At 65.2% G+C, this 16,001-nt stretch carries 18 protein-coding genes; 5 read left to right on the plus strand and 13 right to left on the minus strand.

The window, feature by feature from the left end; genetic code table 11:
- Positions 1-64: 64 nt before the first annotated feature.
- From rpsJ to ACEOAB_RS27400, 10 genes are all read right to left on the minus strand, one after another.
- The gene (gene rpsJ, locus ACEOAB_RS27355) at positions 65-379 is read right to left on the minus strand and encodes a 30S ribosomal protein S10 (RefSeq protein ID WP_007838118.1); all 315 of its coding nucleotides are present in this window, start codon (positions 377-379) and stop codon (positions 65-67) included.
- Between the two features lie 21 nt (positions 380-400).
- The gene (gene tuf, locus ACEOAB_RS27360; protein ID WP_108143266.1) at positions 401-1,594 is read right to left on the minus strand and encodes an elongation factor Tu; all 1,194 of its coding nucleotides are present in this window, start codon (positions 1,592-1,594) and stop codon (positions 401-403) included.
- Positions 1,595-1,735: 141 nt separating this feature from the next.
- On the minus strand, positions 1,736-3,835 hold the full coding sequence (fusA, locus tag ACEOAB_RS27365; RefSeq protein ID WP_007829590.1) for an elongation factor G: 2,100 nt from the start codon (positions 3,833-3,835) through the stop codon (positions 1,736-1,738).
- Between the two features lie 96 nt (positions 3,836-3,931).
- Entirely contained in the window at positions 3,932-4,405 is a 474-nt protein-coding gene (gene rpsG / locus ACEOAB_RS27370) for a 30S ribosomal protein S7 (protein ID WP_007829591.1), read from the minus strand.
- A gap of 150 nt (positions 4,406-4,555) precedes the next feature.
- On the minus strand, positions 4,556-4,933 hold the full coding sequence (rpsL, locus tag ACEOAB_RS27375; RefSeq protein ID WP_013543948.1) for a 30S ribosomal protein S12: 378 nt from the start codon (positions 4,931-4,933) through the stop codon (positions 4,556-4,558).
- 203 nt (positions 4,934-5,136) lie between these two features.
- A complete protein-coding gene (locus ACEOAB_RS27380; RefSeq protein ID WP_056597731.1) occupies positions 5,137-6,306 on the minus strand; it encodes a D-alanyl-D-alanine carboxypeptidase family protein in 1,170 nt (389 codons plus the stop codon).
- Positions 6,307-6,346: 40 nt separating this feature from the next.
- Entirely contained in the window at positions 6,347-6,979 is a 633-nt protein-coding gene (locus tag ACEOAB_RS27385) for an alpha/beta hydrolase (protein ID WP_413750887.1), read from the minus strand.
- Between the two features lie 36 nt (positions 6,980-7,015).
- Complete coding sequence (locus tag ACEOAB_RS27390; protein ID WP_413750888.1) at positions 7,016-7,369, minus strand: (2Fe-2S) ferredoxin domain-containing protein; 354 nt, start codon at positions 7,367-7,369, stop codon at positions 7,016-7,018.
- A 44-nt stretch (positions 7,370-7,413) separates the two neighbouring features.
- The gene (locus ACEOAB_RS27395) at positions 7,414-8,541 is read right to left on the minus strand and encodes a VanZ family protein (protein ID WP_413750889.1); all 1,128 of its coding nucleotides are present in this window, start codon (positions 8,539-8,541) and stop codon (positions 7,414-7,416) included.
- Positions 8,542-8,553: 12 nt separating this feature from the next.
- Complete coding sequence (locus tag ACEOAB_RS27400) at positions 8,554-8,982, minus strand: CopD family protein (protein WP_056522085.1); 429 nt, start codon at positions 8,980-8,982, stop codon at positions 8,554-8,556.
- A 367-nt stretch (positions 8,983-9,349) separates the two neighbouring features.
- Here ACEOAB_RS27400 and hemB point away from each other — a divergent pair, with 367 nt between their 5' ends.
- Positions 9,350-10,336: a porphobilinogen synthase gene (gene hemB, locus ACEOAB_RS27405; RefSeq protein ID WP_413750890.1), complete on the plus strand. Its 987-nt coding sequence runs from the start codon at positions 9,350-9,352 to the stop codon at positions 10,334-10,336.
- 11 nt (positions 10,337-10,347) lie between these two features.
- Entirely contained in the window at positions 10,348-11,490 is a 1,143-nt protein-coding gene (locus tag ACEOAB_RS27410; protein WP_495653240.1) for a magnesium transporter CorA family protein, read from the plus strand.
- 87 nt (positions 11,491-11,577) lie between these two features.
- Here ACEOAB_RS27410 and ACEOAB_RS27415 read toward each other — a convergent pair whose 3' ends face one another.
- Positions 11,578-11,952 (minus strand): DUF4148 domain-containing protein, encoded by a 375-nt coding sequence (locus tag ACEOAB_RS27415; protein WP_413751165.1) that lies wholly within the window; start codon positions 11,950-11,952, stop codon positions 11,578-11,580.
- A 304-nt stretch (positions 11,953-12,256) separates the two neighbouring features.
- Between ACEOAB_RS27415 and ACEOAB_RS27420 the strand changes: the two genes are divergently transcribed.
- Complete coding sequence (locus ACEOAB_RS27420; RefSeq protein WP_056597742.1) at positions 12,257-13,162, plus strand: LysR family transcriptional regulator; 906 nt, start codon at positions 12,257-12,259, stop codon at positions 13,160-13,162.
- Between the two features lie 18 nt (positions 13,163-13,180).
- Here ACEOAB_RS27420 and ACEOAB_RS27425 read toward each other — a convergent pair whose 3' ends face one another.
- A complete protein-coding gene (locus ACEOAB_RS27425) occupies positions 13,181-13,864 on the minus strand; it encodes a dienelactone hydrolase family protein (protein WP_056597744.1) in 684 nt (227 codons plus the stop codon).
- 53 nt (positions 13,865-13,917) lie between these two features.
- Positions 13,918-14,523 carry a 2-hydroxychromene-2-carboxylate isomerase gene (locus ACEOAB_RS27430; protein WP_056597746.1) on the minus strand — a complete coding sequence of 202 codons (606 nt, stop codon included), beginning with the start codon at positions 14,521-14,523 and terminating at the stop codon, positions 13,918-13,920.
- A 73-nt stretch (positions 14,524-14,596) separates the two neighbouring features.
- Here ACEOAB_RS27430 and ACEOAB_RS27435 point away from each other — a divergent pair, with 73 nt between their 5' ends.
- Entirely contained in the window at positions 14,597-15,343 is a 747-nt protein-coding gene (locus ACEOAB_RS27435; RefSeq protein WP_056597748.1) for an SDR family oxidoreductase, read from the plus strand.
- A gap of 2 nt (positions 15,344-15,345) precedes the next feature.
- Entirely contained in the window at positions 15,346-15,999 is a 654-nt protein-coding gene (locus ACEOAB_RS27440; RefSeq protein ID WP_007829619.1) for a MarC family protein, read from the plus strand.
- Positions 16,000-16,001 lie beyond the last annotated feature (2 nt).

The raw sequence follows: 16,001 nt of genomic DNA on the forward strand, positions 1-16,001 counted from the left end.
ACAAAGCCCGCCTGCATTTCTGCAGGCGGGCTTCATCAGTAACCGCGGCGCGAAGCCGAATGGATTACTGCAGCTTGATCTCGACGTCCACGCCGGCCGGGAGGTCGAGCTTCATCAGCGCGTCCACGGTCTTGTCGGTCGGGTCGACGATGTCCATCAGGCGCTGGTGCGTACGGATTTCCAGCTGGTCGCGCGACGTCTTGTTGACGTGCGGCGAACGCAGGATGTCGAAGCGCTTCATGCGGGTCGGCAGGGGCACGGGGCCCTTGACGATCGCGCCAGTGCGCTTGGCGGTGTCCACGATTTCAGCGGCCGACTGGTCGATCAGCTTGTAGTCGAATGCCTTCAGGCGGATGCGGATTTTTTGCTTGGTAGCCATGGTGATTCCTTTGCGTCCGGCTTAGATGTCGAGGATCTTCGCCACGACGCCCGAACCTACGGTGCGGCCGCCCTCACGGATGGCGAAGCGCAGGCCTTCTTCCATCGCGATCGGGTTGATCAGCTTCACGGTGATGCTGACGTTGTCGCCGGGCATGACCATTTCCTTGTCCTTGGGCAGCTCGATCGCGCCGGTCACGTCCGTCGTGCGGAAGTAGAACTGCGGACGGTAGTTGTTGAAGAACGGCGTGTGACGGCCGCCTTCGTCCTTCGACAGGACATACACCTCGGCGGTGAAGTGCACGTGCGGCTTGATCGAGCCGGGCTTGCACAGCACTTGGCCGCGCTCGACTTCTTCGCGCTTGGTGCCGCGCAGCAGCACGCCGACGTTGTCACCAGCCTGGCCCTGGTCCAGCAGCTTGCGGAACATTTCCACGCCGGTGCAGGTGGTCTTGACGGTCGGGCGGATGCCGACGATCTCGATTTCCTCGCCGACCTTGATCACGCCGCGCTCGACAGCGCCGGTCACGACGGTGCCGCGACCCGAAATCGAGAACACGTCTTCGACGGGCATCAGGAAGGTGCCGTCCACGGCGCGCTCGGGCGTCGGGATGTAGGTGTCGAGGGCTTCGGCCAGCTTCATGATGGCGCCTTCGCCCAGTTCGCCCTTGTCGCCTTCGAGGGCGAGCTTGGCCGAGCCGTGGATGATGGGGGTGTCGTCGCCGGGGAATTCGTACTTGTCGAGGAGTTCGCGGACTTCCATTTCGACCAGCTCGAGCAGTTCCTTGTCGTCAACCATGTCGCACTTGTTCAGGAACACGATGATGTAGCCCACGCCCACCTGGCGAGCCAGCAGGATGTGTTCACGGGTCTGGGGCATCGGGCCGTCGGCGGCCGAGCACACCAGGATGGCGCCGTCCATCTGGGCAGCGCCGGTGATCATGTTCTTCACGTAGTCGGCGTGGCCGGGGCAGTCGACGTGTGCGTAGTGGCGGTTGGCCGTTTCGTACTCGACGTGCGCGGTGTTGATCGTGATGCCGCGAGCCTTTTCTTCAGGAGCCGCGTCGATCTGGTCGTAGGCCTTGGCTTCGCCGCCGAACTTGGCCGACAGCACCGTGGCGATCGCCGCCGTCAGCGTGGTCTTGCCGTGGTCGACGTGACCGATCGTGCCCACGTTCACGTGCGGCTTGGTGCGGGTGAATTTACCTTTTGCCATTTTTCAATCCTTGAAAGAGCAGTCCCGTGTGTTGGTTTTATGTCTGCATCCGATTGCTGGTTCGCCTCGCACGGGAACGTGGCGGCACCGGATCGCAGACAACGAGGGCCACGCACCGCGCGGCCCTGCATTCTTGAAAACTTACTTTGCGCGAGCAGCCACGATGGCTTCGGCAACGTTGCGCGGAGCTTCGGCGTAGTGCTTGAACTCCATCGTGTACGTGGCGCGGCCTTGCGACATCGAGCGCAGCGTGGTCGAGTAGCCGAACATTTCCGACAGCGGCACCTCGGCCTTGATGGACTTGCCGCCACCGATCATGTCGTCCATGCCCTGCACCATGCCGCGGCGTGAGGACAGGTCGCCCATCACGTTGCCGGCGTAGTCTTCGGGCGTTTCGACTTCCACGGCCATCATCGGCTCCAGGATCACGGGGCTGGCCTTGCGGGCGCCTTCCTTGAAACCGAAGATCGCGGCCATCTTGAACGCCATTTCGTTCGAGTCGACGTCGTGGTACGAACCGAAGTGCAGCGTGACCTTGACGTCGACGACGGGGTAGCCTGCCAGCACGCCTTGCGTCAGCGCTTCGACAACGCCCTTTTCCACCGCAGGGATGTATTCGCGAGGAACCACACCACCCTTGATGGCGTCGACGAACTCGAAGCCCTTGCCCGCTTCCTGCGGCTCGAGCTTCAGAATCACGTGACCGTACTGGCCCTTGCCGCCCGACTGGCGAACGAACTTGCCTTCGGCTTCTTCGACGGTCTTGCGGATCGTTTCGCGGTAGGCCACTTGCGGCTTGCCGACATTCGCTTCCACGCCGAATTCGCGCTTCATGCGGTCCACGATGATTTCGAGGTGGAGCTCGCCCATGCCGGCGATGATGGTCTGGCCCGATTCTTCGTCGGTCTTGACGCGGAACGACGGGTCTTCCTGAGCCAGGCGCTGCAGGGCGATGCCCATCTTTTCCTGGTCGGCCTTGGTCTTGGGCTCGACGGCCTGCGAGATCACCGATTCCGGGAACACCATGCGCTCGAGCGTCACGACGGCTGCGGGATCGCACAGGGTTTCGCCCGTGGTCACTTCCTTCAGGCCCACGCAGGCAGCGATGTCGCCGGCGCGGATTTCGTTGACTTCTTCGCGGTTGTTCGCGTGCATCTGCACGATACGGCCGATACGTTCCTTCTTGCCGCGCACCGGGTTGTAGACGCTGTCGCCCTTGGTCAGCACGCCGGAGTAGACGCGCACGAAGGTCAGCTGGCCCACGAACGGGTCGGTCATCAGCTTGAATGCCAGCGCCGAGAACTTCTCGTTGTCGTCAGCCTTGCGGGTGACGGGCGCTTCGTCTTCGTCGGTGCCGTTGACCGGCGGAATGTCGGTCGGTGCCGGCATGTATTCGACGACGGCGTCGAGCATGGCCTGCACGCCCTTGTTCTTGAAGGCCGAGCCGCACAGCATCGGCTGGATTTCCCCGGCGATGGTGCGCTGGCGGATGGCCTTCTTGATTTCTTCCTCGGTCAGCTCGTTGCCTTCGAGGTACTTGTTCATCAGCTCTTCGCTGGCTTCGGCAGCCGCTTCGACGAGCTTTTCGCGGTATTCGTTGCAGACATCGGTCAGGTTCGCGGGGATGTCACCGTAGGTGAAGGTCACGCCCTTGTCTTCGTCCCAGATGATGGCCTTCATCTTCACGAGGTCGACGATGCCCTGGAAGTGCTCTTCGGCACCGATCGGGATCTGGATCACGACGGGGTTGGCCTTCAGGCGGTCGACCATCATCTGGCGCACGCGCAGGAAGTCGGCGCCGGTGCGGTCCATCTTGTTGACGAACGCGAGGCGGGGCACCTTGTACTTGTTGGCCTGGCGCCAGACGGTTTCCGACTGGGGCTGCACGCCGCCGACGGCGTCGTACACCATGACGGCGCCGTCCAGCACGCGCATCGAGCGCTCGACTTCAATGGTGAAGTCCACGTGGCCGGGGGTGTCGATGATGTTGATGCGGTGTTCTTCGAACTTGCCAGCCATGCCCTTCCAGAAGCAGGTGGTGGCAGCCGACGTGATCGTGATGCCGCGCTCTTGCTCTTGCTCCATCCAGTCCATCGTGGCGGCACCGTCGTGCACTTCACCGATCTTGTGGTTCACACCGGTGTAGAACAGGATACGTTCGGTCGTCGTGGTCTTGCCAGCGTCAATGTGCGCGGAGATACCGATGTTGCGGTAGCGCTCGATGGGGGTCTTGCGGGACATGATTTACTTTCGGGTTAAATGCGTTGAGCGCTGGTTCTCGAGTACGGACGACATCGCCCGACACTCAAGATCCAACGCCCAAGCTGTGTCTGATTTTTAGAAGCGGAAGTGGCTGAATGCGCGGTTGGCTTCTGCCATGCGGTGCACTTCGTCGCGCTTCTTCATGGCGCCGCCACGACCTTCCGTGGCTTCCATCAGTTCGTTGGCCAGACGCAGGGCCATCGACTTCTCACCGCGCTTGCGGGCAGCTTCCTTGATCCAGCGCATCGACAGGGCGAGGCGGCGGACAGGACGGACTTCGACCGGCACCTGGTAGTTCGCACCGCCAACGCGGCGCGACTTCACTTCGACCATCGGCTTCACGTTGTTGATGGCAACGGTGAAAGCCTCGAGAGGGTCCTTGTCCGGGTTCTTCTTTTCGATGAAGTCGAGGGCACCGTAGATGATGCGCTCGGCAACAGCCTTCTTGCCGCCTTCCATGATCACGTTCATGAATTTGGACAGCTCGACATTGCCGTACTTGGGATCCGGCAGGATTTCACGTTTGGGGACTTCGCGACGACGTGGCATTTTTCTAACCTCTTTGCTTCAGTTGGCATCGTTTCCGATACCGCGAGAGCCAGTCAGGACTCTCACTTACTCGACCCGGGATTGGGTCACTTCGTTCGACAAGCCCGCCAAGGCCATCGAACACCGCTTGTTTTTTGACAACAGGAAGGCTTAAGCCTTCTTGGGACGCTTCGCGCCGTACTTGGAACGCGACTGCTTGCGGTCTTTCACGCCTTGCAGGTCGAGCGAACCGCGCACGATGTGGTAACGCACACCGGGCAAGTCCTTGACACGACCGCCGCGAACCAGCACCACGCTGTGTTCCTGCAGGTTGTGGCCTTCGCCGCCGATGTAGGAGATGACTTCGAAGCCATTGGTCAGACGGACCTTGGCAACTTTACGAAGCGCCGAGTTGGGCTTCTTTGGCGTCGTGGTGTAGACGCGGGTGCAGACACCGCGACGTTGCGGCGAGTTCTGCATGGCAGGGCTCTTCGAATTGATCTTTTCGACCGTTCGACCCTGACGCACCAGTTGATTGATGGTTGGCATGAATGAATTAGTCCCAAAACGCCCCGGCCTTGGCTGTGAAACCGTCCTTGTCCTTGTCGTGACGCAAGGCAGGGAAGCCGGGAATAACGAAAACGTGAAACCCTTCGGAAATTTCCGAAAAGCCCACGAGTATAGCAAACGAGCATGAAACAGCAAGGTCAGCCGCGGCGGCTGGCTGCCGGCGGCCTTGCAATCCCACTGATTTACTTGATCCAGAGCCGCACGGCATCCCAGGCGCGGCCGAATATCCCTGCCTGCTCGACGGGCTCCAGGGCGACCAGCGGCACATCCGCGACCGGCTGGTCGTCCAGGGTGACCTTGAGCGAACCGACGGGCTGGTACTTGGCGAACGGCGCCACCAGCGGATCGGGGCGCGACACCTGGGTCTTGATCTTGGCGGCGGTGCCGGCCGGCACCGCGACCACGATGGCCTCCGGACGGCCCAGCTTCAGGATGTTGGCCTTGCCCTTCCAGACGGCCGGGGTGGCAGCCGGCTGGCCTGCGTCGAACAGGCGGACCGCGTCGTAGGCCGTGTAACCCCAGTTCAGCAGCTTCTGCGACTCGTTGGCGCGCACGGTCTCGCCGGTGGTGCCCAGCACGATCGACAGCAGGCGGCGCCCGCCGGTCAGGTTCGGGAAGTCGCGCTTGGCGGTGGCGATCATGCAGTAGCCGGCCGCTTCGGTGTGGCCGGTCTTCAGGCCGTCGACGGTCGGGTCGCGGAACAGCAGCAGATTCCGGTTGGTGTCGTTGGTCGACGGCGTGCCCGGATAGCGGTATTTCTTGATGGCGTAGTACTTGGCTTCCTCGGGGAAGTCGCGCACCAGGCGGGTCGCCAGGATGCTCAGGTCGCGGGCCGTGGTGGTGTGGCCGGGGGCCGTCAGGCCTTCGGGGTTCTTGTAGCTGGTGTTCTTCATGCCCAGGGCCTTGGCCTGGGCGTTCATCATTTCGACGAAGTGCTCCACGGTGCCGCCCACACCTTCGGCCAGCGCCACCGTGGCGTCGTTGCCGGACTGCACGATCAGGCCCTTGATCAGGTCTTCCACCGGCACCTGCATCTTGGGGTCGATGAACATGCGCGAGCCGGGCATCTTCCATGCGCGCGGGCTGACCGGCATCGTCTGGGTCAGCGTGATCTTCTTGGCGCGCAGCGCGTCGAACACCACGTAGGCCGACATCAGCTTGGTGAGCGAGGCCGGCTCGACCGGGCTGTCGATGTCCTTCTGCGCCAGGATCTGGTTCGCGGTCACGTCGAGCAGCAGGTAGCTGCGCGCGGCGATTTCGGGCGGCGTCGGCACCTGGGCGACGGCGATCAGGTTGACGGATGCAGCGGCGGTAAGGACCAGCGCGCGGAGCGCGCCAAGAAAACGATTCATGGGGAGTTCGGAAAGAGACGAAAACAAGCCTGCGAGGCTTTCACGCGATGTCCGCGCGCAGATGGCGGACCACGAGACTTTTGAGCAGCGGCAATTGTCCGTGAAAGAAATGACCGCCCCCGGGAACGACTGTGACAGGAAGTGACTGGGGCCGCGCCCAGTCCATCACGGCGGAGAGCGCCACGGTGTCGTCGGCTTCGCCATGAACCACCAGCGTGCGCTCGTGCGCCTCGGCCGGCAGCGTGGCCACGGTGTTGCGCGCGGCGGCCGTGCCCACCAGCACGATCTGCCGGATGTCGCGCTCGGCCCAGAGTCTTGCGGCGGCGCCGCTCGCGACGAAAGCGCCGAAGGAAAAGCCGGCGATCGCCAACGGACCTTCGGACGCCAGCTGGCCCACGACATTCAGCATGTCTTCCAGCTCGCCGCGTCCTTCGTCGTGTACGCCTTCGCTGGCACCCACGCCACGGAAGTTGAAGCGCACCGTGGTCCAGCCGCAGGCGACGAAAGCGCGCGCCAGCGTCTGCACCACCTTGTTGTCCATCGTGCCGCCGAACAGCGGGTGCGGATGGGCGATCACGGCAATGCCGCGCGCAGCACCGGCAGGCTGGTCGCGTTGAACCTCGATCGCGCCGGCGGCGCCCTGGAGGCTGATCTTTTCGGTCTGGGAGTTCATTGGCGCAGGGTACGAGCGGAGGGCCGGTGGAAAAGTTCAGCGTCCGACATCGGAAGGCAGCACGAGCCGCTCGACGACCTGGCCGTTCTTCAGGTGCGACTCGACGATCTCGTCGATGTCCTCGCTGTCGACGAAGGTGTACCAGACGGCTTCGGGGTACACCACGGCCACCGGCCCGCCCGCGCAGCGGTCGAGGCAGCCGGCCTTGTTGACGCGCACCTTGCCAGGCCCTGCGAGCCCCTGCTCCTTGACCTTCGCCTTGCAGCGGTCGAAGCCCTCCTGTGCGTTGTGCATGGCGCAGGAGTCTTCGCCGTTCTTGCGCTCGTTGAGGCAGAAGAAGATGTGGCGACCGTAATAGCCGGACGGCTTGGCGGGAGAGGAGCTGGGCATCGGCAGATTTTAGTGACCGCCTCCCGGCGCCGCTGCCCGGACGCTCAGGCCGTCGCGGCGGCGGGCCGGCTCCGCCGCGACAAGGCGGCCACCACGTACGCCAGCACGGCGAATGGCCAGGTCCAGCCGAGCCACTGCGCCAACCCGTGGAAGCGGATGAAGCGCCCCTGCTCCCAGGTGGCCAGGGTCTGGGCGAAGTACGCGCTCTCGGGCGCCTGGTTCAGCAGGCTCAGCTGCAGCACGAGCCCCACCAGCAGCAGTGCCGCGCAGAGGCGGCGCGGCGCGAAAAGCAGCAACACGCCGGCGAACAAGGCCGCGGCCATGCCGACCTGCACCGGCAGGTCCAGCCATGCCCATGCGTGCTCGGGCCCGTAGCTCAATGCCGCCGACAGCGCCGAGGCCGCGATGCCGGTCAGCAGCGTCAGCGGCAGCAGGACCGCGCGCTGGGCCACGGAGCGCGCCACCAGGTAGCCCAGCAGGCACGGCACCAGCGCGCCGAGCATCACGCACAGCAGTTCCACCGCGGGCACCAGCGGTTCGAGCTCGAACTGCCGCAGCGGAAGCCAGTCGATGAAGGGCGTGTCGAGCAGCCATTCGGAAATCGCCACTTCGAGCCGCTCGAACACCTGCCCGAGCCCGAAGGTGACGGCGGCCGGAAACAGCAGCGCGAAAGGCCACAGCGCGAGCAGCACCAGCGCGCCGCGCGACTCCTCGACGAACCACTGCGAACGCGCGCGGCTCCAGTGCGCAACCGCGCCCAGCCGCTCCAGCCCCGCCGCCAGCACCGCGCCGAGGACGGCGCCCGCCGTGTTGAGCCCCAGGTCCACATTGGAAGGAATGCGCGCAGGCAGGTAGCTCTGCAGCGTCTCCATGGCGAAGGCGATCGCCGCGCCCGCTACTGCGGCTCGCAGCACGGCATGCCAGACGGCGGCAGTCCGGCCCGTGCGCAGCGCCGCCAGGGCGCAGAGGAATCCGAAGGGCATGTAGCCCACCACGTTGACGGCGAAGTCGAAACCCGTCCAGTACTTCGGCCAGGGCGCCGACAGGTAGGCCCAGGGCGCGATCCCCTGGTCGCGCCAGTCGGCGAACGGATAAAGGCTGGCGTAGACGATCAGCGCCGCATAGGCGAGCGCCAGGGGGAGCGCGGTTGACTTGTGCGGCCTCTCCACCATGTGCACCGGGTTTCAGAACGGCTTGACGACCACCAGGATCACGATGCCCAGCAGCAGCAGCACCGGCAGCTCGTTGAACCAGCGGAACCAGCGGTCGTTGCGCCGGTTCTCGCCCGCCACGAAGCGGCGCAGCAGCACGCCGCAACCATGGTGATAGCCGATGGCCACCAGCACCAGCGCCAGCTTGGCATGCATCCACCCGTTGCCCGGGCCGCGCCCGATGCCGTAGCCCAGCCAGAGCCACAGGCCGAAGCCGAGCGCCGGAACTGCCAGGAAAGTCGTGAACCGCATCAGCTTGCGCGCCATCAGCAGCAGCCGTTCGCGCTCGGCCACCGACTCGGGCGGCACCATCGCCAGATTGACGAAGATCCGGGGCAGGTAGAACAACCCCGCGAACCAGCTTGCAATGAAGACGATGTGAAGAGATTTGACCCAGAGCATGGCGGCAGTTTAGTGGCGCCCTCTCGCCGGCCCCGGGTTTTGCGGCACTGCCTCCGCACGGCGGGCAAAAAAAAGCCCGACGTCTTCACGTCGGGCTGGGAAGCCCTTTTGCTGTCACACATCAAGGCACCCGCTCAGGGAGGAAAAGCGGGGAGCGGCAAGCCGCCCGCTTCAGAATTTAACAAAGACGAAACAAGGTTTCAAGCGACTGAGGCACTTTCTTTGACATTTGAGGCAAAAAACTTAGAACCTTGGTTCTACGATATTCCGTAGTTGTCAGACAACCGCCTTCTTCGAGGGAGGCACCGCGAAATGTCGCTTCAGGCACAATTTTGGATATATGACGTCATCATCTTCCCCCTTGGCCATGTTCCCCGCCGGGCGGCCACGGCGCCTGCGCCGCGATGCCTTCACCCGCAACCTCGTGCGGGAGCACGCGCTGACGGCCAACGACCTGATCTACCCGGTGTTCGTGCAGGAAGGCGAAAAGCGCCGCGATGCCGTGCCTTCGATGCCTGGCGTAGATCGCCTGAGTCTCGACCTGCTCCTGCCCGTGGCCGAGCAGTGCGTTGCCGCCGGCATCCCGGTGATGGCGCTGTTCCCGGTGATCGACGCCAGCCTCAAGACACCCAGCGGCGACGAGGCCTTCAACCCCGACGGGCTGATTCCCCGCGTGGTGGCCGCCCTCAAGGCGCGCTTCCCCGAACTGGGCGTGATGACCGATGTCGCGCTCGACCCCTACACCAGCCACGGCCAGGACGGCCTGCTCGACGACACCGGCTACATCCTCAACGATGCGACCGTTGAAGTGCTGGTGAAGCAGGCGCTCACACAATCGCAAGCCGGCGTCGACATTGTGGCGCCCAGCGACATGATGGACGGCCGAATAGGCGCCATCCGCACCGCGCTCGAGGCCCGCGGCGACGTGCACACGCGCATCATGGCCTACAGCGCCAAGTACGCCAGCGCCTTCTACGGCCCCTTCCGCGACGCCGTGGGCTCGGCCGCCACGCTCGGCAAGAGCAACAAGAAGGTCTACCAGATGGACCCCGGCAACAGCGACGAGGCCCTGCGCGAAGTGGCCATCGACATCGCCGAGGGCGCCGACATGGTGATGGTGAAGCCCGGCATGCCCTACCTCGACATCGTGCGCCGCGTGAAGGACCAGTTCCACGTGCCGACCTTCGCCTACCAGGTGAGCGGCGAGTACGCGATGCTCAAGGCGGCCGCCCAGAACGGCTGGCTCGACCACGACGCCGTGGTGCTCGAAAGCCTGCTGGCCTTCAAGCGCGCCGGCGCCGACGGCGTGCTGACGTACTTCGCGCTCGACGCCGCGCGCCTGCTCCAGAAGTAGCGCGCACTGGCATGCGCATCTTCGAAATCAATCGCTCGCAGGTCAGCGAGCACTCCGCACTGACGCCGTTGACCGTGCCGGGCGCGTGCGGCGCAGGCGGCTACCTGTGGATCTCGCTCACGCGCGAGGAATTCCGGGCCTCGCTGGCCGAGGTGCAGCAGATCCTGCAGACCCTGTGCCTCACGCAGCTGGTCGACCTGCACGTGGCCGACCTGCTCAACGATCAGCTGCCTTCGCACTACGACTACACGTCCCAATACGACGTGCTGGTGTTCCGGCGCCTTGCCAATGGAAACGGGCAGGGCCAGGAGGCCCCGGCGGGAGGCGCGGCGCCGCGCCTGCCCCGCAGCGGCCCGCCCGTGCTGCGCCGCGTCGACACCCGTCCGGTCGGCTTCGCGGCGTTCGACCGCGTGCTGCTGTCGGTGCACCCGGAAGACGGCGCGGTGCGCGACGCCTTCGCCGCGCGGCTGCTGGCGGCCGGCTCGCCCGACGACCGCGGCGCGCCGGCACTCGACGTGCGCGCCACCTCGGCCCGCGTGCCGGCCAGCCCTTCGGACCTGATGCTGCGCGTGATCAACCAGATCGTCGACGGCTACCTCGACCTGCGGCGCGAACTCACCAAGCAGCTCGACCACTGGCAGACCGAGCTGATCGACCCGCGCAGCCGCTTCACCAACTGGGGGGCGCTGATGGAAGCGCGCCAGTCGCTGCACCACCTGGACGAGATCTGCGAGGACCAGCGCGCCGCCATGCAGGACTGGATCGACTCGCTCGAGACCCTGCCCGTGCCCAAGGGCGAGACCGAGCGGCGCGAGCGCGAACTCATCATGATCCGCAGCCGCGACGTGCTCGAGCACATCGAGCGCGTGGTGCACCACGTGCACCGGCTGGAGCAGAACGCCGAGACCGCCGTGCAGATGCACTTCAGCGTCCAGGGCCACCGCGCCAACGACATCATGCGGGTGCTGACGGTGCTCACCGCCGTGTTCCTGCCGCTCAACCTCATCGCAGGCATCTTCGGCATGAACTTCGAGTTCATCCCGCTGGTGCACAAGGCCGACGGTTTCTGGATCGCGATGACGTCGATGTTGGTCATCGCCGTGCTGCTGGTGCTGATCTTCTGGCGCAAGCGCTACCTCGCCCGCACGCGCTGACTCCCCCATATATCAGCGGCAAATGCAAAAGGGCCACGCTTTCGCGTGGCCCTTTTGCATTTGGGCAACCCCGAGGGGCCGCTTCGATTACTTGGCGATAGCGCCCGAACCTTGCTGCGCCTGGAGTGCGTCAGCCGGGTTGGCCATCGTCGAGATCACCTTGCTGTTGACGCGCGAACCCGAGCTCACGTTCTGGTCGGGAGCGTAGGCGGTGCGAACGGCTTCGGCTTCGACGATCGCACGGTCCTTCGACACGGCGACGGTTTCCGCACCGCGCGAACCGCGCACGACGTTCTGGTTCGGAGCCGACGCGGTGCGTGCGGCTTCGGCGTTGACGTCGTCGCGGCTCTTGGTCGAGACGGCGGCGTTCACGCCTTGGTAGGTTTCGGCTTGAGCGCCAACAGCGCCAACAGCGGCAAGCAGGGTCAGAGCGGCAGCGGCGAGGATTTGCGAGGTCTTCATGTTCAGTTCTCCTAGTGTGTTCGTCGGATGGTTCGTCCACCAGGCTTGCTGGTTCGCTTGCCTGTGCGGCGAGTTTCCGGGCGAACTGCCTTGCCAGAACACTCGGATCAGAGACACCGTGTTTCCTCTATTGAAACAATACGAACATCAAGGCATGCCAGTAGAAGAAGACGGCCGGTTCCGGAACGATCCAGCCGTGGCTGGCAACGTCGGCGTGCACCACAGTGTCGCGGGAGTCGGCTAAGAAAAACCCCGGAGAATCGAACCATCACGTTCCCAAAACGGAAACAATGGGCTCATTCACATGGACAGTCTCGACCTGATCAGAACCTTTCGGGAAGTCGCCTCGCAAGGCAGTTTTTCCCAGGCAGCCAAGAGGCTCGACATGTCGAAGGCCACCGTCAGCAAGTACGTGGCCGAGCTGGAAACCCGCTTCGGCGTGCGTCTTCTCAACCGCTCCACGCGTTCCGTGAGCCTCACCGACGCCGGCCAGCTGCTGCTGGAGCGCAGCATCCCGATGCTCGAGATGGTCGAGCTCACCCAGTCGGAACTGCAGGACCGCGCCAGCCAGCCCGGCGGCCGGCTGCGCATCTCGGCCCCGCACGGCATGGGCAACGGCGAGTTTCCGAACCTGCTGGCCGACTTCATGCGCTACTACCCCGACGTGACGATCAGCCTGCAGCTGACCAACCGCACCGTCGACCTCGCCGAGGAAGGCATCGACGTCGAACTGCGCAGCGGCCCGGTGGAAGACGCCAACCTCATCGTGCGCAAGCTGCGCCTGATGAACATGGTGGTCTGCGCCTCGCCGATCTACTGGAAGAAGCACGGCAAGCCCGAGCATCCGCGCGACCTGTCGGGCCACGACGCCCTCACGTTCTCGCTGCTGGGCCAGCAGCCGGTATGGCGCTTCGACGACAACGGCACGCCGCTCGACGTGCAGGTGAAAAGCCGCATGGACTGCACCGAGGCCGCACCGCTGATCCGCGTGGCCATGCACGGCTTCGGTGTGATCTACCTGCCGTCGATCCTCGTGCAGTCCCACCTCGACCAGGGCGAACTCGTGCCCGTGCTGCAGGACTACGCGCGCAAGGACATGTGGCTGTCGGCGGCCTACCTGCAGCGGCGCCACAACAGCGCCGCGCTGCGCGCGCTGCTCGACTTCCTGCAGACGCGCGTGGGTCCGGAATCGGCGCGAAGAAGCAAATAAGAGCGCCGAGGCGCTGCTTCAGCCGACGTGCTTCGCAAAGAACGCCAGCGTGCGTTCCCGCGCCAGCTTTGCCGCGTCGGCGTCGTAGGAGCCGCGCTGGTCGCAGTTGAAGCCGTGGCCGACCGGGTACACGTGCACTTCCACCTCCGGATGCGCCTTCTTGAACGACTCGATGGTGTCCAGCGGAATCCAGTGGTCCTGGTTGCCGAAATGCGCGAGCACCGGCACCTTGGGCTGGCGCGCCGTTTCCTCGGGCGTGGTCATGCCGCCGCCATAGTAGGGCGCGGCTGCAGCCAGGCCCGGCAGCAGCGCCGCTGCGCGCCACACCAGCAGGCCGCCCCAGCAGTAGCCGACGATGCCGACCTTGCCGGCCTTCGACGCGTAGGCGATGGACGCCTCGATGTCCTGCAGCACGCCCGGCGCCGGCAGCGCCTCGACCGCCGTCTTCAGTCCGAAGCCGTTCTTCATGTCGTCTTCCGAATAGCCCAGCTCCACGCCCGGCTTGACGCGGTGGAAGGTCGACGGCGCCACGGCGAGGTAACCCTCCGCCGCGTAGCCGTCGGCCACCGCGCGGATGTGCGAGTTCACGCCGAAGATTTCCTGCACAACGACCACCGCGCCGCGCGGCTTGCCCGCCGGCTCGGCCACATAGGCGGGAAAGGTGAAGCCGTCCTTGGCCTTGAGATCGATGAATTGACCCATGTTGTCTTGCTCCTTGATGGCAAATAGATGAATGAATGAATGAACGCCGGGGGTCAAGGGCGCAGCGCCCGCTCGACGAAGTCGAGGCGGTCCTGGCCCCAGAAGATTTCGCCGTCGATCACGTAGCTCGGCGCGCCGAACACCTGGATGTCGATGGCCTCCTGCGTGTAGGCCTCGTAGCGCTCCTGCACCGCCTGGCTCTGCGACTGCTCGGCGCGCTTGGGCGACAGCCCGCATTCGATGACCAGCGAATCGAGCACCTTCGGGTCGCCGATGTTGCGCTCCTGCACCCACACGGCCGCGAACACCGCCGCGCACATGCGCATGGCGGCCTCGGTGCCGTCGTGCATGTCGACCGCGATGATGAGCCGGGCCGCATCGTCGCTGGCCACGGGAAAGAACTTCGGCCTGGTGTTCAGCGGCAGGCCGAGGTGGCGCGAGAAGCGCGCCAGGTCGACCAGCCGGTACGCCTGGCGCTGCGGTGCGCGTTTTCCCAGCGGCAGCCCGCCCGACACAGGGAACACGCTGCCCATGTCGATGGGCCGCACGCGCACCTCGGCACCGGCGGCCGCGGCAATCGCCGCGAAGCGGGAATGCCCCAGATAGGTCCATGGGCTCTGTGGCGCAAAGTAGTAGTCGATGGTCCTGTTGGTGCTCATGCGCGTGCCCCCGATGATGTAATCCAAGCCAACGGTTTTAACTGACACGCAGTTTCTCTGCAGGAGGTAGGTTTTGGACCAAGTGCTCTTGATCACGGGCGGCGGACGCGGCATCGGCGCCGCCACCGCCGTGCTCGCCGCGCAGCGCGGCTACGCGGTGGCCGTCAACTACGCCAGCAACTCGCTGGCCGCCGACGAGGTGGTGCGCACCATCCGCGCGGGCGGCGGCACCGCCATGGCCGTGCAGGCCGACGTGGGCGACGAGGCGCAGGTGCTCGCCATGTTCCAGAAGGTCGACGCCAGGTTCGGCCGGTTGACGGCGCTGGTCAACAACGCCGGCGTGGTCGACGTGCAGGCGCGCGTCGACGAGATGAGCGTGGCCCGGCTGGAGCGCATGTTCCGCATCAACGTGATCGGCAGCTTCATCTGCGCGCGCGAGGCCGTGCGGCGCATGAGCACGCGCTACGGCGGCGCGGGTGGCGCCATCATCAACATCTCCAGCGCCGCCGCGCGGCTGGGCTCGCCCGACCAGTACGTCGACTACGCCGCGAGCAAGGGCGCCATCGACACCTTCACCATCGGGCTGGCCAAGGAAGTGGCGGCCGAAGGCATTCGCGTGAACGCAGTGCGCCCCGGACTGATCGATACCGAAATCCACGCCTCGGGCGGCATGCCGGACCGCGCCTTCGATCTCGCGCCCACCGTGCCCATGCAGCGCACCGGCAGCGCGGAGGAAGTCGCGGGCGCCATCCTGTGGCTGCTGTCCGCCGAGGCCAGCTACACCACCATGGCCCTGCTCGACGTCGCCGGAGGCCGCTGACCATGAGCACCTCGATGGACCTGATCAAGCCGCTGGTCACGCTGGTGGCCATCGTCAACCCGCTGGCCATCGTGCCGTTCTTCATCCACTACACGCAGGGCTACAGCGATGCGCAGCGCCGCCACACGGTGCGCATGTCGGCGTTCAGCGCGTTCGTGGTGATCGCGGTGAGCGCGCTGCTCGGGCTGCAACTGCTGTCCTTCTTCGGCATCTCGATCGCGAGCTTCCAGGTCGGCGGCGGCCTGCTGCTGCTCATGAGCTCGCTTTCGATGCTGAATGCCAAGCCGGCCGAGAGCAAGACCAACGTCGAGGAGCTGCGCGCCACCGAAGTGAAGGCCTCCATGGGCGCGTCCATCGCGGTGGTGCCGCTCACCATCCCGCTGCTCACCGGGCCGGCCACCATTTCCACCGTGGTCATCTACGCGGACAAGACGCAGCACCTGTGGGAGTTGGCGGTGCTGGTTGGCTACGGCGTGGTGGTGGCGCTGGCCACCGCGGTGGCCTTCTCGCTCGCGCAACCCATTGCGCGCGTGCTCGGCAAGACGGGCATCAACATCATGACGCGGCTCATGGGGTTGATCCTCGCGGCGCTAGCGGTCGAGGTGATGGCCGATGGGCTGGGGAAGCTGTTTCCGATCCTGCAGCGCGTGGGCTGATT

This window comes from Variovorax sp. Varisp53 (assembly GCF_059491555.1).

Excerpts from the sequence above, each read along its gene's own strand:
- rpsJ (WP_007838118.1), bottom strand. The coding sequence starts at position 379 with ATGGCTACCAAGCAAAAAATCCGCATCCGCCTGAAGGCATTCGACTAC.
- tuf (WP_108143266.1), bottom strand. The coding sequence starts at position 1,594 with ATGGCAAAAGGTAAATTCACCCGCACCAAGCCGCACGTGAACGTGGGC.
- fusA (WP_007829590.1), bottom strand. The coding sequence starts at position 3,835 with ATGTCCCGCAAGACCCCCATCGAGCGCTACCGCAACATCGGTATCTCC.
- rpsG (WP_007829591.1), bottom strand. The coding sequence starts at position 4,405 with ATGCCACGTCGTCGCGAAGTCCCCAAACGTGAAATCCTGCCGGATCCC.
- rpsL (WP_013543948.1), bottom strand. The coding sequence starts at position 4,933 with ATGCCAACCATCAATCAACTGGTGCGTCAGGGTCGAACGGTCGAAAAG.
- ACEOAB_RS27380 (WP_056597731.1), bottom strand. The coding sequence starts at position 6,306 with ATGAATCGTTTTCTTGGCGCGCTCCGCGCGCTGGTCCTTACCGCCGCT.
- ACEOAB_RS27385 (WP_413750887.1), bottom strand. The coding sequence starts at position 6,979 with ATGAACTCCCAGACCGAAAAGATCAGCCTCCAGGGCGCCGCCGGCGCG.
- ACEOAB_RS27390 (WP_413750888.1), bottom strand. The coding sequence starts at position 7,369 with ATGCCCAGCTCCTCTCCCGCCAAGCCGTCCGGCTATTACGGTCGCCAC.
- ACEOAB_RS27395 (WP_413750889.1), bottom strand. The coding sequence starts at position 8,541 with ATGGTGGAGAGGCCGCACAAGTCAACCGCGCTCCCCCTGGCGCTCGCC.
- ACEOAB_RS27400 (WP_056522085.1), bottom strand. The coding sequence starts at position 8,982 with ATGCTCTGGGTCAAATCTCTTCACATCGTCTTCATTGCAAGCTGGTTC.
- hemB (WP_413750890.1), top strand. The coding sequence starts at position 9,350 with ATGTTCCCCGCCGGGCGGCCACGGCGCCTGCGCCGCGATGCCTTCACC.
- ACEOAB_RS27410 (WP_495653240.1), top strand. The coding sequence starts at position 10,348 with ATGCGCATCTTCGAAATCAATCGCTCGCAGGTCAGCGAGCACTCCGCA.
- ACEOAB_RS27415 (WP_413751165.1), bottom strand. The coding sequence starts at position 11,952 with ATGAAGACCTCGCAAATCCTCGCCGCTGCCGCTCTGACCCTGCTTGCC.
- ACEOAB_RS27420 (WP_056597742.1), top strand. The coding sequence starts at position 12,257 with ATGGACAGTCTCGACCTGATCAGAACCTTTCGGGAAGTCGCCTCGCAA.
- ACEOAB_RS27425 (WP_056597744.1), bottom strand. The coding sequence starts at position 13,864 with ATGGGTCAATTCATCGATCTCAAGGCCAAGGACGGCTTCACCTTTCCC.
- ACEOAB_RS27430 (WP_056597746.1), bottom strand. The coding sequence starts at position 14,523 with ATGAGCACCAACAGGACCATCGACTACTACTTTGCGCCACAGAGCCCA.
- ACEOAB_RS27440 (WP_007829619.1), top strand. The coding sequence starts at position 15,346 with ATGAGCACCTCGATGGACCTGATCAAGCCGCTGGTCACGCTGGTGGCC.